The 13,198-nt window shown below is 65.5% G+C and carries 13 protein-coding genes and 1 pseudogene; 9 read left to right on the plus strand and 5 right to left on the minus strand.

Annotated elements, in window-relative coordinates:
• Positions 1–118: 118 nt before the first annotated feature.
• Positions 119–940, minus strand: coding sequence for a PhzF family phenazine biosynthesis protein (locus ACIBAE_RS20750; RefSeq protein WP_399287464.1), 822 nt, complete (start codon positions 938–940; stop codon positions 119–121).
• A 398-nt stretch (positions 941–1,338) separates the two neighbouring features.
• On the opposite strand from ACIBAE_RS20750, the gene ACIBAE_RS20755 reads away from it, so the two are divergent.
• The 4 genes from ACIBAE_RS20755 (at position 1,339) to ACIBAE_RS20770 (ending at position 7,036) form a co-directional block, all read left to right on the plus strand.
• Positions 1,339–1,830, plus strand: coding sequence for a hypothetical protein (locus ACIBAE_RS20755; RefSeq protein WP_399287467.1), 492 nt, complete (start codon positions 1,339–1,341; stop codon positions 1,828–1,830).
• Positions 1,831–2,095: 265 nt separating this feature from the next.
• Positions 2,096–3,847 (plus strand): recombinase family protein, encoded by a 1,752-nt coding sequence (locus ACIBAE_RS20760; RefSeq protein WP_399287469.1) that lies wholly within the window; start codon positions 2,096–2,098, stop codon positions 3,845–3,847.
• 983 nt (positions 3,848–4,830) lie between these two features.
• Positions 4,831–4,950, plus strand: a complete 120-nt coding sequence (locus tag ACIBAE_RS20765; protein ID WP_399287472.1) for an HNH endonuclease — start codon at positions 4,831–4,833, stop codon at positions 4,948–4,950.
• Positions 4,951–6,100: 1,150 nt separating this feature from the next.
• Positions 6,101–7,036, plus strand: coding sequence for a major capsid protein (locus ACIBAE_RS20770; protein WP_399287475.1), 936 nt, complete (start codon positions 6,101–6,103; stop codon positions 7,034–7,036).
• Between the two features lie 57 nt (positions 7,037–7,093).
• On the opposite strand, the gene ACIBAE_RS20775 is transcribed toward ACIBAE_RS20770, so the two are convergent.
• On the minus strand, positions 7,094–8,425 hold the full coding sequence (locus tag ACIBAE_RS20775; RefSeq protein ID WP_399287478.1) for a tetratricopeptide repeat protein: 1,332 nt from the start codon (positions 8,423–8,425) through the stop codon (positions 7,094–7,096).
• 137 nt (positions 8,426–8,562) lie between these two features.
• Here ACIBAE_RS20775 and ACIBAE_RS20780 point away from each other — a divergent pair, with 137 nt between their 5' ends.
• From ACIBAE_RS20780 to ACIBAE_RS20795, 4 genes are all read left to right on the plus strand, one after another.
• Positions 8,563–8,793 (plus strand): hypothetical protein, encoded by a 231-nt coding sequence (locus ACIBAE_RS20780; protein ID WP_399287480.1) that lies wholly within the window; start codon positions 8,563–8,565, stop codon positions 8,791–8,793.
• Positions 8,794–8,968: 175 nt separating this feature from the next.
• Positions 8,969–9,235: a hypothetical protein gene (locus ACIBAE_RS20785; RefSeq protein ID WP_399287483.1), complete on the plus strand. Its 267-nt coding sequence runs from the start codon at positions 8,969–8,971 to the stop codon at positions 9,233–9,235.
• Positions 9,236–9,518: 283 nt separating this feature from the next.
• A complete protein-coding gene (locus ACIBAE_RS20790; protein ID WP_399287486.1) occupies positions 9,519–9,707 on the plus strand; it encodes a hypothetical protein in 189 nt (62 codons plus the stop codon).
• A 37-nt stretch (positions 9,708–9,744) separates the two neighbouring features.
• Complete coding sequence (locus ACIBAE_RS20795; RefSeq protein WP_399287489.1) at positions 9,745–10,092, plus strand: hypothetical protein; 348 nt, start codon at positions 9,745–9,747, stop codon at positions 10,090–10,092.
• Here ACIBAE_RS20795 and ACIBAE_RS20800 read toward each other — a convergent pair.
• A protein-coding gene (locus ACIBAE_RS20800; RefSeq protein WP_399287491.1) for an IS3 family transposase occupies positions 10,061–11,223 on the minus strand; the annotation gives its coding sequence in 2 pieces (ribosomal slippage) (positions 10,061–10,936 and positions 10,939–11,223; 1,161 coding nt in all). The two genes, ACIBAE_RS20795 and ACIBAE_RS20800, sit on opposite strands and share 32 nt — an antisense overlap.
• A 545-nt stretch (positions 11,224–11,768) precedes the next feature.
• Between ACIBAE_RS20800 and ACIBAE_RS20805 the strand changes: the two genes are divergently transcribed.
• The gene (locus ACIBAE_RS20805) at positions 11,769–12,065 is read left to right on the plus strand and encodes a hypothetical protein (protein WP_399287494.1); all 297 of its coding nucleotides are present in this window, start codon (positions 11,769–11,771) and stop codon (positions 12,063–12,065) included.
• 160 nt (positions 12,066–12,225) lie between these two features.
• Here the strand turns inward: ACIBAE_RS20805 and ACIBAE_RS20810 are convergent, their stop codons facing one another.
• Together ACIBAE_RS20810 and ACIBAE_RS20815 are read right to left on the minus strand one after the other, a co-directional pair.
• On the minus strand, positions 12,226–12,651 hold the full coding sequence (locus tag ACIBAE_RS20810) for a VOC family protein (RefSeq protein ID WP_399287497.1): 426 nt from the start codon (positions 12,649–12,651) through the stop codon (positions 12,226–12,228).
• 217 nt (positions 12,652–12,868) lie between these two features.
• Positions 12,869–13,195: pseudogene (locus tag ACIBAE_RS20815) on the minus strand (SAM-dependent methyltransferase); the annotation flags it as partial.
• Positions 13,196–13,198 lie beyond the last annotated feature (3 nt).

A 13,198-nucleotide genomic window follows, 5' to 3' on the forward strand; every position in this document is an offset into this window, starting at 1 on the left:
GGCGGCTACGGCGGTGTCCTGGCTTTCTGTAGGGCGGCTACGGCGGTGACCCGGCTCGTGCCCCGGCTCCCGGCTCATGTCACGGCGCGGGTGTCGCCGCCCTGTCACCTGTCACCTGTCACGGTGAGCTGAGCAGCTCGCCGTCGAGGACCGTCACGGCACGCCCGGTGAGCAGGGTCCGGTCGCCGCGCAGCGAGGTGCGGACGAGGCCGGTGCGGGCGGAGCCCTGGAGGCCGGTCAGCTCGGTACGGCCCAGCTTCCCGGACCAGAACGGGGCGAGCGCGGTGTGCGCGCTGCCGGTCACCGGGTCCTCGTCGATGCCGACTCCCGGGAAGAAGCCGCGCGAGACGAAGTCGTAACCACGGCCCGGCTCCTCGGCCACGGCGGTGACGATGATGCCTCGCCGGGAGAGGGCGGCGAGCGCGGAGAAGTCGGGGTGGAGGCCGCGTACGGTCCGCTCGTCGGCCAGTTCGACCAGCAGATCGCCGATGTGCTCCGAGGTGTCGTGCACCGAGACCGGCTCGGCGCCCAGGGCGGCGGCGACCCCGTCGGGGATCCGCACGGGCGTCAGCGGGGAGGTCGGGAAGTCAAGGGTGAGCGACCCGTCCTCGTGCGCGACGGCGCCGAGGATCCCGGGGCGGGCGGCGAAGCGCAGGGCGCCGCCCGCCCGCCCGGTGGAGTGCAGTACATGAGCGGTGGCCAGCGTGGCGTGCCCGCACATGTCGACCTCCGTGACCGGGGTGAACCAGCGCAGCGCCCAGTCGGCCTCACCGCCGGGCGGCAGGGGATGGGCGAAGGCCGTCTCCGAGAGGTTCATCTCGGCCGCCACCCGCTGCAGCCAGTTGTCGTCGGGGAAGCCCTCGGATTCCAGGATCAGCACCCCGGCCGGATTGCCGGCGAAGGGGCGGTCGGTGAAGGCGTCGACGATTCGCATGCGCATGGAGCGAGCGTACGAGAGTCGCGAGGCGGCAGGCCACGGCGGATTCCGTGGCGGTGAAGGGGGGAGCACGGGCTGATCGTTTCGCCGGCGGTGGTCGGTCCGGATGCTGCCGAGGAACATGCCGCCACCGTGGATGTACAGGATGCCCGGGAGCGGGCCGGCGCCCTCGGTGCCCACGGGCCGGTGGACCCGTACGGCCACGGCCGGTCCGTTCGGCAGGGCCTGGCACGGTGAGGTCTTCGTACTCCACCTCCACGCGGTCGTCGGATGACAGCGCCGCGAAGGCTGCCCGGTTCATCTCCTCGTACACGCCGCACGGCTGGCTCCCGAGCGCAGCGGCAAGGCGATCGCCACCGCGCTGGCGGGCATGACCGTCGGGGGCAGTTCTCGGCTTCTACGTGCTCTACACCTACATCGCGCCCTTCGTGCAGCGGGCGGAACCAGGCGTCGGCACCGGCACCGTGCTCTTCGTCTTCGGCCTGGGCGCCATGGGCGGCGTCTGGATCGCCGGAGCCACGGCCGACCGTCGGCTGCGCACCGCGACACTCAGCCTGCTGACCGTGGCCACCCTGTGCCTGGTGTCCTTCGGCCTGTTCGCGCACAGCACGGTGGCCGTCCTGCTCGGCTTCCTCTGGGGCGGGACCCACGGCGGCATCCCCACACTGATGCAGACCGCAGGAGTCGGAGCGGCACCCCAGGACCCCGACACCGCCAACTCCCTGTGGGCCACCGGTTGGAATATCGGCATGGCCGGCGGATCGCTGCTCGGCGGCGTGGCCCTCACGGGTGCCGGAACCGGGGCACTGTCCTGGACCGCTCCCGCCCTGCTCGCAGCGGCCGTCCTGATGGCCGCACTCGCGCGCCGCAACGGCTTTCCTCCTGCCGACTGAGCAGGTCCGGCCAACGTGCTGCGGGGAGAGGGCACATTCACGGGGCGCGATCGCCCCCAGCGCCAGAACCGGTGGGAAGGGGTGTGTGGGCGCCGCACTTTCGCCGGGGACAGAAGGGGGATACGTTCGCGGACCTCAGTCGATACAGAACTCGTTGCCCTCGATGTCTCCCAACACTCAGAACTAGAGGTTCTGGAGTGTCGTCGTGGTGGCATCGGTCCTGGTCAAGCCCGGTAGCGGGAACCCGTCCGTCCCTACCGAGGGGATGACGACCAGCGCAAGAAACCCCCTCGCGGGCACGGTGTTCGAAACCGAAACGCTCCGGGGTGTGCGGTGTGTACGCCTTTCCGTGCTCACCGATGAGACGACCAGTCCCGAGCGTCAGCGCGAAGCAGACGACAAGGTTTCGGCCGAACTCGGGGTGAGCTTCGGTGAGGGTGACCAGCTTCGCGAAGCAGTCGACCTTGACGTGTCGGCAAGCAAGATCGCTCCGTTCGACCGGCCCGCGCTCGGCTCATGGCTCGCCCGCCCCGACAAGTACGACGCGCTTGTCTGGTGGCGCTTTGACCGTGCCATCCGATCCATGAGCGACATGCACGACCTTGCGAAGTGGGCGCGGCAGCACCGGAAGATGCTGATCTTCGCCGAGGGCATCGGGGGCGGCAAGCTCGTCTTTGACTTCCGCAACCCCATGGACCCCATGAGCGAACTACAGATGCTCATGCTGGCATTCGCCGCTCAGGTGGAGTCGCAGAGCATCAGTGAACGCGTGCTCGGCGCCATGGCAGCCATCCGCCGGATGCCGCTCCGGTGGCGGGGCTCGCGTCCGTCGTACGGCTACATGCCCGCCCCCATGCCCAAGGAACACGGCGGCATCGGCTGGACGCTCGTACCGGACCTGGACGCCGTGACGGTCATTGAGCGCATCGTCCGTGAGCTGTTGGAAGGCTTGACCATCTCGGCAATCTCCGTGGCGCTCAACGTGGACAAGGTGCCGAGCCCTCGCGATCACTGGGCAGTGAAGAAGGAACGCACCACGGGTGGCAAGACCGGCGGCGCAAAGGGCGAACACGTCGTGCGCGATGTCTTCAAGTGGACTGGCGCTGTCATCGCGCGACTGCTGCGCAACGAAAACTTGCTCGGCTGGAAGATGCACAAGGGCAAGCCGGTCCGTGACGCCGAGGGCAACCCGGTCATGGCGACCGAAGCCCCGATCCTCACTCGCGAGGAGTTCGACCGTATCGGCGCCGTACTGGACGCGCGGAGTATCGACAACCGCGAACGCAGTGACACGGACGCGCTGTTGTTGCGGGTCATCCACTGCGATCACTGCGGGGGCCGCATGTACATGAGCAAGCCGACCCGCAACGGTGCCAGCGTGAGCAACTTCTACAAGTGCAACAGCCACGCACGGGGCGAGTCGTGCGAGCTGCCCGCCAGCATCCGCGCCGACTGGGCGGACGAGCACGTGACCGCCGAGTTCCTGCGACTGGTCGGCTCCGTCCAGACCACACACGTTGTCGAGATCCCCGGATACGACCCCGCGCCCGAACTACGCGCCACCCTCGCCGAGTTCGCCGAGCACCAGGAACAGAAGGGACGCCAGAAGTCGAGGCACGCCGCGAACGCGTGGCAGGAACGCGCGGACGCACTCGACAACCGGATAGCCGACCTGGAAACCCGCGAGAAGCGCGAGGCACAGTGCATCGTGACCCCGACCGGACGCACGTTCGCGGACGAGTGGGAGAGCGCGGACACCACGGGCCGGCGAGCAATGCTCGTTGAAGCAGGGGTTCGGCTGGACGTACGGCGGGGCGTTCGTGGCGGATGGCGGAAGCTCGATACTCGGGGCGTCACGTTCGCCATGTCCGGAGAGCTGGACCCCGCCGCAGAAGCGCTTGCCGCCGTTGCTGAGATCGTGGACGCCGAAGCCAACGGCACGGACGTGCCCCCGACGCCGGGCAGTGCCGTACGGCTCACGGAGCCCGCTACCGAGATGGTCCCGGTCGCCGCGTAGCGCTGCGAAGCACGGGATACGCTCGCCTGTAGACCGCACCGACACGGAGTGTGTGGAGTAGGCCCGGTGCTTTACAGGTTCGTCCTGGGATGCAGTACGACCGGTCCGCACGGCCCCGGTTGGTCCCCGTGACCGCCGGGGCTTTCCCATGCCCGCAGACAGGCGTACGCGGCTCCGCCGACCAGCGGATGAGCGGTGACGAAGTGACGGTTCTACCTACTTTTTTGAATGCACATAGAAAATCTAAGGGAAAACGAAAACGGCATCCCAACCGTCACTCCGTCACCACTCGGTCCCGGTGGGAATCTCTCCGTCCCTACTACTCCCGGAGACAGGGACGCGACGAACACCCGGAGCCCGAGCGGCGCGGGAGACCTTCCGTCCCTACTACTTCCGAGAGAGGGACCAGGGACTACCGCGCACCCCGCTAACCCGGAACCGGCGGACCGAGTGCCCACCCTCACCCGAAGCTCTGCCCGTGCACCACGCACCCATACGGGGTGGCCGCAGGGGTCGTGAGGCAGAGCGCGGGGACCACACCGCCCACCAGTAACCGCCCGTCGACCACGGGCGCCGAACGGGGTCGTAAGCCCGTGTGGTCCCCATGCCCCGCGAGGGGTGCCAGACAAGGAAGGGCGCCACAGTGCAGCGCTACGGCGTGCGGGGCGCACAGGGACGGGACGTTGGGTGTTCAGCCCGTCCACCACGAGCGAGGACGAGCGCCAGGACGACGACCAGGCCGACGAGAACGAGGGGGCAACGTGCGCTGTATCGACTGTCCGGAGCCCGTTACTCGCCGGGGACGCTGTGACCATCACCATCAGGTCTACGAAAGCCGTTCCGCGGTTCGTACTCGGCGTGCTCGTCGCGCTGTTCTCGCTGCTGTCTACTCGGGGGCCGCTCGGCTCCGTGCTCTGGTCGGTGCCCGTGGTGGGGCCCGGTGTGCACGGTGCGGGTCGGTTGCCCTCGCCGGCTCGGTCGACGTGGACCATGCGCGGCCCCTCGGCCGTGGTGGCGAGGATTCAGACCAGAACGTTCAAGTCCTGTGCTGTGCCTGCCACTTGGTCAAGACGGGCGAAGACTTCCCAGCACTGCCGACGTAAGGAAGAGGTTCACCCCCAGCGTTCCGACAATTCGGAGAGCAAGGACGAGCCGCTCAACTGGTTCGTCGGGGAGAGCATCAATCTTCAAGTGGAAGCCGGTTCCGCGGACTTCGAAGGATCGGCCTGAGTCTGTGGGTGCGGCGCTGCCGCTTGCTGGCTTGGGCATGGACGCAGAACACCGCGGTCTCGGGCGGTACGTCAAATTCCGCAGATACCGGGACACTCGTTCGGCTGACAGGGCAGGGAATGTCCGCCCCACGCCTACCGCCATGCTCTCGCTGGGGTCGATCCTCCACGCCCCCTATCCCTGGCTGCCCTGTACCAGTCATCGCGCCGTGAGCCATGCCGCGAGCCCGCTTCCTGTGGCCGTGGCGAGGGCTGCCACCAACCATCCGGGGATGCGCTGGATCGTCACGTGCAGCACGTTGCCGCAGCGGAGTTCAAAGACAGGAACGGGCTGTGATGTCTCTTGCATGCGTCCAGCCCATCACGCAGCGCACCGAGAAGAACAGGTCTTCTGACCGGACTTCTGGCGGCCTTTTACCGGACTTTCACCGGAACTCTTCCGGAATTTTCGCAGGTCAGCATCAGTCTCGCTCTGGATTGGAGGGGATCCCCCGTGGCCCCGCAGACCCCGCCCCCCTTGCACCGTCCCCGGCTGTCCGGAGCTAACCGCCCGTGGCGGCCGGTGTCCTACTCACACCAAGGAAGCGGAAGCGGCGAGGGGCACGACCACGGCCAAGGGATACGGCGTCCGATGGGAACGCATCCGGGCGCGCTACCTCTACAAGCACCCGTGGTGCGTGCTGTGCTCCGTCGTTGCGACGGTTGCCGACCACTTCCCCGAGTCGCGCCGTTCGCTGGTCGCACGTGGCGTGTCCGATCCGGACGCGTGGTCTCGTCTGCGTCCGCTGTGCGCGTCGTGCCACAACCGCGAGACCGCGAAGCACCAACCCGGCGGGTGGGCTGCCGAGCGCGTCCAGCCTCGCCGCTCGTGACCCCGACCAGGGGGTGACCCCGCCACCTGCCGGAGAAAGAACGTGGGGGAGGCAAAAAACTCGCGTGGCTCATTTGAGCGTTTTAGCGGGCTGCCGAGCCTCGAAAAATCGGCAGAAGAAATCCATTCGATCCAAAAAAAGGAAAGTAATCGATGGCTCTTACCCTTGCCGAATCCGGCAAGCTCACTCAGGACATGCTCAAGCTCGGCGTAATCGAAATGTTTGTTCAGGAATCGCCGATCCTTGATCGTCTTCCGCTTATCGACGTTCAGGGGAGCGCGTACAAGTACAGCGAAGAATCCAAGCTTCCGGGTGTTGCCTTCCGTGCCGTGAATGAGGCATACCCGGAGAGTGTTGGTGCGCTAAATCAGCGGATCGAAACGCTCGCCATTCTTGGTGGCGATGCGGATGTTGACAAGTTCATTGTCCAGACGCGAAGTAATCTCAATGAGCAGCGCGCCGTTCACACGCACATGAAGATCAAGGCGGCATCAGTTCATTTTTCCGATCAGTTCTTCAACGGTGACGTCATGGTCAACCCGAAGGGTTTTGACGGTCTCCGAAAGAGGCTGATTGGATCACAGGTGGTCGATGCGGATGGGGTCGCCCCTGTCGCCAGTGGTTACACATTCTTTGACGCGTTGGATTCCCTAGTCGGGCGGGTTCGCGGGCTCAGTGGATCTAACGGAGCCATCTACACCAACAGTGAGATAATCGCCAAGATTAAGTCTGGATTCCGGCGCCTGGGTGGCAGTGAACTCCTTATGAGTGAAATCGGGGGGAAACTTGCTCCCACGTGGAACGGGATTCCCCTTCTGGACGCCGGCCAGAATCTTGATGGAACAGACGTAATTCCGCTTACGGTTCGTGAGGACGGTAAGGGGACCAGCGACATGTACGCCGTCCGTTTCGGTGCTTCCGAAGCGGACACCGGGATAACTGGTCTCACCAACGGCGGAATTCAGGTAACCGATCTGGGCGAGGCGCACGAAAAGCCGGTCTACCGAACCCGGATTGATTTCTACTGTGGACTCGCCATGTTCGGCGGAAAGGCTGCCGCCCGCCTTACCGGAGTCGTGAACGGCTGACCGCATTACGGAGCCCCCGCGCTCGTCACCCTTCGGGGCGGCGAGCGCGGGGTTCTCTCATTTTTTGAGGGCTTGGGTGGCCCGTTCGTGGGTTTCTCGCGCCAGTGGGTTTCCTCGATAGGGGTTCAACAGGGACGGAATCATTGCCGCATGTCGGTCTACGCGGTCTGAGTGCATGGCAGGATATTGGTCGAGCACTTTATTCCACGTACCACAGGCGGCTTCCAAATGCCCAATCTCCAATTGCCGCTCCGCTAGCATAGAGCTAAAGCGCAACGAAGAAACTTGACTGTCAGTCGAATCCCTCAATTTGAAGTGAAGTTGCAGAGAAGAGATGCTGCCCGAGACATCACCCAGCGCGTGCCGAACTTGAGCAACGTGGTACGCAACTGTGGCAGGGCTGTATCCACCGAATGTGCCCGAAGAACTCTCAGCCCTTTCCATCGACTTTTCAGTTTCTTGGACGCTCCTGAGAGCGTTTACGCGGTCGCCAGCAATCGCAAAAGCATGAGCTTGTTGACCAGACAGGAAAGCATTCATGCGCGGTCCGGATCTGGGCGATGCGGCCGAAGAGGCGTTAGCGAAACGTACGGCAGGGGTGCCATGGCCTAGGTCTGCGGCTTGCACCGACATGCCGCGCAGAATGTGACAATAAGTCGAGTGATCGGCACTTGCGCCTGCCAGTTCTAGCCCTTTGAGATAGTAGCGTTGAGCGAGTCCGTGTAGACCTTCATCTACGGCCATCCAGCCGGTCAGGTAACAGAGAAAGGAAGCGGCCGACATCATCGCTTTGCGGACTTGTTCGGGAGCGTCGGCTCGGAGATACGGGGCAACCGTATTCACGAGGAATGCGGCTGCCATTGGGCGAGCGTGACGCCCACCGAACTGATCATCCAGTTCTGATACGCGATCCGTCATAGCGGTGACCATGTCAACATCGGCCATCCCTATGCTCAGCGGCTTACCGGATCCGACCATTTCCATCCGGCCTACGACGTCCGGCCAGTTGGGAACGGAAAGAGCGACGGAAAACAGGGCCGCGCCCACGATGCTACGGCGGGACGGGTCCATATCTTGCCTCCCCAGGTCGAGCAATCCATCCACCGTACTCGGATGGGAGATTGACCCTTCGGGAGGTGTGGGGAACCCTGCCTCAGCATGTGTGAGGGGACGGAGCAACCTTCGGCCGAACGCTTCAAGAATGATCGGCCGCGTGGGTTCCTTAGGCAAATGCCCGTTCAGCCACTGATGGACCGAGGGTGACCGGTACTTGAGGGGGGTCCCCCGTTCCGTGCCAATGCGGTTCACCGCTTGGGCGAACTGCCGCAGGGTCCATCCGCTCTCGCGGTACAGCCGCTCAAGTCCCGTGTTCGGCTCCGGTGTCGTCACTGGCCCCAACTCCCGTGCTCTCGCTGCTTAGCGCTCTTAACTCTTGGCCTCTTCACAAGCGTAGCGCCGTGTGTAACCGGGCTGTTGCCTAGAGCGAACACAGCTCAGAACAGTGCGGAAGGGACAGGGGTCTAGTGATGACAGAGTCAGAAGTACCCGCCGTGGGGATGCTCGTGGTGGACACGGAACACGGCGACCGGGCTGGAGAGTTCCGAGGGCTCGCGGGTCGGTACTGGTTGCTGCGGCCGGTCGGTGGGGGTCGCGAGTGGGAGGCCGAGCCGGACGGTCTGCGGGAGCCGACCCCCGCCGAGCGGCTGCGTGCCGAGAACGCGCGTCAGAATGCGCGGAGCAGGGGGGCCGTCCTGTGACCCCCATCCATGTTCCCGAAGGGACCGCCCCCGATAACCAGGCGGCAGAGTGCGCCGCGTGTGAGGAACTGCGACGGGCTGAAGCCTCCGCCAACAAACGTCGCGATCGCAGTGCGGCAGTTGACCAACGTGTCTTGCTCGCCCGGCACCGTGCGGCGGATCACGGGGCGAGTGCGTGATTCGTCTGTGGGTGTGGTTCGTCCTCGCTGCGGGCGCCTTGAACGTCTTTTTGCGGCTCCGGTTTCCTCGGATCGTGTGGGTGCTTTCGACGACGTCCGGTGAACGGCGGGCGCTCATGTCCGAGCTGCAACGACTTGAGTCCGACCCGCTGTTCGCCGCCGAGTGGCGCGACGCTCTCCATGCGGAGTGGGATCAGCGGGTTTTCGACAGGGCGTTCGCCGAACTTGCAGGGGCCATGACCCACGAATTGCGTGACCGGTGAGCGTCACCATGCCGTCTGGCGTTCTGCACCCGGACGTGTTCGGCGGTTTCCCCTCGCCGGCTGGCACCGACGACGGAAACCGCTGGGTGTGGGGGCCGTGCTGGGGCTGGTGCGAACGCCCGTGGGCGCGCGTTCTGTGGCTCGGCCCCGCGCAGACGGCGGGAAACGTCGTTGCCGATCTCTACTACTGCGGACCGTGCATCAGGCGCCTGCACGAACGGATCGTGGCCCACGCACGCGGAGCCGAACCACACTCCCCAGCAACGCGAAAGGCATGAAACGCATGACGGACAAACCGCCGGTGACCGTGGCGGGCACGGTCGGGGACGAAGTGCTGACGGTCCACAAACTGCGAGTCCTGGACAACCACCCCCGCAAAGCGGTGTGTGGGGCAGGTCACCCCGGCGGGGTGACCGAAGTGTGGCTACGCGCCGTCAACTGTCCCGCATGCCTGGCCACCGACAGCGAATGATCATCCCGTCGCTGACTCGCCTTCCCAAGGAAGCGCCATGCTGCAATGCACCGCTGTCACTCTGCTGCCCGCCCCCGACTACATCACCGAGCAGGCCACACCCGAACGCCCCGCCAACACCGCCTATGTGTCCTGCGAACTCGGCGAGCACGACGACGACCATGCGCAACTGCTGTGGATGGAGGATGAGCAGGGCGGTGCTGTCTGGGCACGCTGGAACACGGACAGCAGGCGTATCGAATTCCTGCCGTGGTGCGGCGTCTACCGCCCCGACCGGGACGAGGCATGCGGACTCTTCGCAACTCATCCCGCCGGGCACTCGGGTCTGGTGCAGGGTTGGGTGACAAGTTCAGTCACGCGGCCTGGAGGGCCGGTGTGGTCATGACGGTTTCGAATTCGACGGGGGTCAGTCGGCCGAGTGCGGCTTGTCGACGGCGCCGGTGGTAGGTCTTCTCGATCCAGGTCACGATGGCGATCCGCAGTTCCTGGCGGGTGGCCCACGTGCGGCGGTCGAGGACGTTCTTCTGCAGCAGGCTGAAGAAGGACTCCATGGCTGCGTTGTCGCCCGCCGCTCCGACCCGTCCTATCGAGCCGACGATCTGGTGGTGGCCGAGTGCGCGGACGAATTTCCGGGACCGGAACTGCGACCCGCGATCGCTGTGCAGGACACACCCGGCGACGCTGTCACGCCGGGCAGCAGCGTTGTCCAGGGCGGCGACGGCCAGGCGGGACTTCATCCGCTCGTCGATCGAGTAGCCCACGATCCTCTTGCTGAAGACGTCCTTGATCGCGCAGAGATACAGCTTCCCTTCCGCTGTGGGATGTTCGGTGATGTCGGTGAGCCAGAGCCTGTTCGGGCCATCTGCGGTGAAGTCGCGGCGGACGAGGTCGTCGTGCACTGGCGGACCGGCCTTCTTGACCCTGCCGCGTTTTTTGCCGAACACGCTCCACCAGCGGTTGTCCCGGCAGATCCGCCACGCGGTCCGGTCCGCCATGCCGGCTCCCGTGACTCGTGCTTCGTCGGCCAGGAAGCGGTAACCGAACTCCGGGTCCTCGCGGTGGGCGTCGAACAACGCGTTTGAGCGATACGCCTCCTCGACCGCAGCGTCGGTCACCGGCTTGTCGAGCCAGCGATAGTAGGGCTGTCTGGCGAGCTTCAGGACCCGGCACGCAACCGTGACGGGAACCCCGTCCACGGCCAGCTCTCTCACGAGCGGGTAGATCCTTTTCCCGGCAGGTATGCCTGCGAGAGGTAGGCCGCAGCCCGGCGCAGGACCTCGTTCTCCTGCTCCAGCAGCTTGATCCGCCGACGTGCTTCGCGCAGTTCCGTGCTCTCCTGGCCAGTCGTACCGGGCTTCGTCCCGGCGTCGACGTCCGCCCGGCGCATCCACTTCCACAGCGTCATCGCGTGAACGCCGAAGTCGGCGGCCACCTGCTCGACCGTCACACCCGGGCCGCGGTTCCTCGCGACCCGCACGACATCCTCGCGGAACTCTTCCGGATAAGGCTTGGGCACAGCGACATCCTTCCCACCTGCCCTACAGGGCAAGCCAGTTCAGATGTCACCCGGATCGTGCATCAGACCCCTCATTTGAAGTCGTGGACCCCCTCCGCGAAGCGCTGAGAGACATCCTGTCCGGCGTCACGCCCCGCGCGTTCCTGTCGGACGCCCGCCCACCTTTGCTCTCAGGACATGACGACCTGGACGGCCCTTAGCCGTCCTGGCGCTCGTTCTCGCCGGCTGACTCGCTCCGCTCCGCAACGTAGGTCCCTCGCTGGGGCACGGTATAGACGTACCGGCGTTCCCACAGATTCCGCACCGTGCCAAGCCTCACTGACGACCAGGCCGCCGACATGGTGACCGCCGTTAAGTCGTCGTTCTGTAAGTGACCAAACGCAAGGCGCCCCGTGCGGCCAAGTGCCGGGCGGGGCTTCTGTGTTTGTTCCACTCCGACTGCTGGCGGACTCGGCGAGTCGAGAGCAGTCACTAAATGTAGTCAGTTGCATACTCAGAGCATGCGGGGGCGATGTCCGCCCTCCCCGACTTACAGGAGGAATCGCATGCGACGTACTGCAACCGCACTGGGCAGTTTGGTAATGGCCGGTTCGCTGGCCCTGGGCCTGTCCGGCTCAGCCTGGGCCGCTGAGGGCACACTGACAGTCAGCGGGCAGACCTACACCGATCCCGCGCAAGGCTGCTACACGGGCAACTTCTGGCCCCTGTCGGTGAACAACGAGACCGACACACTTGTCTACGTCTTCGACAACGACAGGTGCTACGGCCAGCCCATCGACCGGCTCGGCGCGGGCGACTCTCGCGTCTTCGAGTTCGGCGAAAGCGTTCGCGTCCCCCGATAGCAACTGGCCGGACCCGCCGCGAGGTGGTTGCGGCCATGGCGCGAGACATCTTCTCGGGCGAGGCTCACGACGACTGACCAGCGGTCCGCAGACAGCAAAACGCCCCGTGCGGCCAAGTGCCGGGCGGGGCGCTGTCGTTGGGGCTGACCTGCCGGTATGCTCAGAACTGGTAGTCAGAGGTGTTGGGGTCCAGCATCGGGATGCACGCATCGTTGCCGTCATACAGCGTTTGCACGTGTACCGCGCCAAGCGGGACCAACCGTGCGCATTCGGCCTCAAGTGCGGCGAGGCGCTCTTCACCCACGAGTCCGGTGCCGACCCGCACATCAAGATGCACCCGGTTCTTGGCGGCCTTCCCCTCGGGGACGCGCTGGAAGTACAGCCGCGGGCCCACACCTGAGGGATCAACGCAGGCGAACCAAGAATCCCGCTGCTCAGGTGACTGCGAGCCCTTGAAGTCGTCCCAGGTGACGAACCCCTCCGGCGGCGGCGGTACGACGTACCCCAACACCTCGCACCAGAAACGAGCGAGGCGTTCAGGTCCTGCGCAGTCGAAGGTGACTTGGAACTTCTTGATCGACGTCATCGGCCCACCGTATTGGCGCGGCGCGTGCCGTTCACCGAGATCCCCGGGTTCCACGGCGTGCGGGGTGGGGTCTCGCTTGAGGTAAGCAGCGTCAAGGAGCCAGATCGCCTGAGATGACGAGCGAACCGGACCAGATCACCTGAGACGGGACAAGGGAGTGCCGTGTGCCAGTGAACCTTGACCGATTGCCACCGAATTTCGACCGCGTGGAGGCGCTTTACCGGCGGACCGCCGAGATCAGTCCGCCGGGCCGCTCCTCGCGCTGCGGAGGGGTGCTGATCGGGCGGCCGTATGCGGCAGCGCGCTCGCGCAAGGTGTAACTGTCGGCCTCCCAGCCGTGCCCGGCCAGCCAGCCCACCGGGTCGTTGGGCGTCTCCGAGACCCACATGGACGCCGCCGATCCCGGCTCGGCGTCCGCGCCGAAGCGCTCGATCACGCCGCGCGAGCCCAATGTCAGCCCCATCCGACTGCCTGCCGCCGACTGCGCGCTGATCCGGGCCAGCAGCAGCTCCACCGCGTCCTCGGGCAGATAGATCATGCCACCGTA

Origin of the sequence: Streptomyces sp. NPDC051569 (genome assembly GCF_044454085.1) — a bacterium.
In the GTDB taxonomy this organism is placed as follows: domain Bacteria; phylum Actinomycetota; class Actinomycetes; order Streptomycetales; family Streptomycetaceae; genus Streptomyces.

What these genes read in the sequence shown, in the direction of transcription:
- ACIBAE_RS20750 (WP_399287464.1), bottom strand. Translation starts at nt 940, where the DNA reads ATGCGCATGCGAATCGTCGACGCCTTCACCGACCGCCCCTTCGCCGGC.
- ACIBAE_RS20760 (WP_399287469.1), top strand. Translation starts at nt 2,096, where the DNA reads ATGACGACCAGCGCAAGAAACCCCCTCGCGGGCACGGTGTTCGAAACC.
- ACIBAE_RS20770 (WP_399287475.1), top strand. Translation starts at nt 6,101, where the DNA reads ATGGCTCTTACCCTTGCCGAATCCGGCAAGCTCACTCAGGACATGCTC.
- ACIBAE_RS20780 (WP_399287480.1), top strand. Translation starts at nt 8,563, where the DNA reads ATGACAGAGTCAGAAGTACCCGCCGTGGGGATGCTCGTGGTGGACACG.
- ACIBAE_RS20790 (WP_399287486.1), top strand. Translation starts at nt 9,519, where the DNA reads ATGACGGACAAACCGCCGGTGACCGTGGCGGGCACGGTCGGGGACGAA.
- ACIBAE_RS20795 (WP_399287489.1), top strand. Translation starts at nt 9,745, where the DNA reads ATGCTGCAATGCACCGCTGTCACTCTGCTGCCCGCCCCCGACTACATC.
- ACIBAE_RS20805 (WP_399287494.1), top strand. Translation starts at nt 11,769, where the DNA reads ATGCGACGTACTGCAACCGCACTGGGCAGTTTGGTAATGGCCGGTTCG.
- ACIBAE_RS20810 (WP_399287497.1), bottom strand. Translation starts at nt 12,651, where the DNA reads ATGACGTCGATCAAGAAGTTCCAAGTCACCTTCGACTGCGCAGGACCT.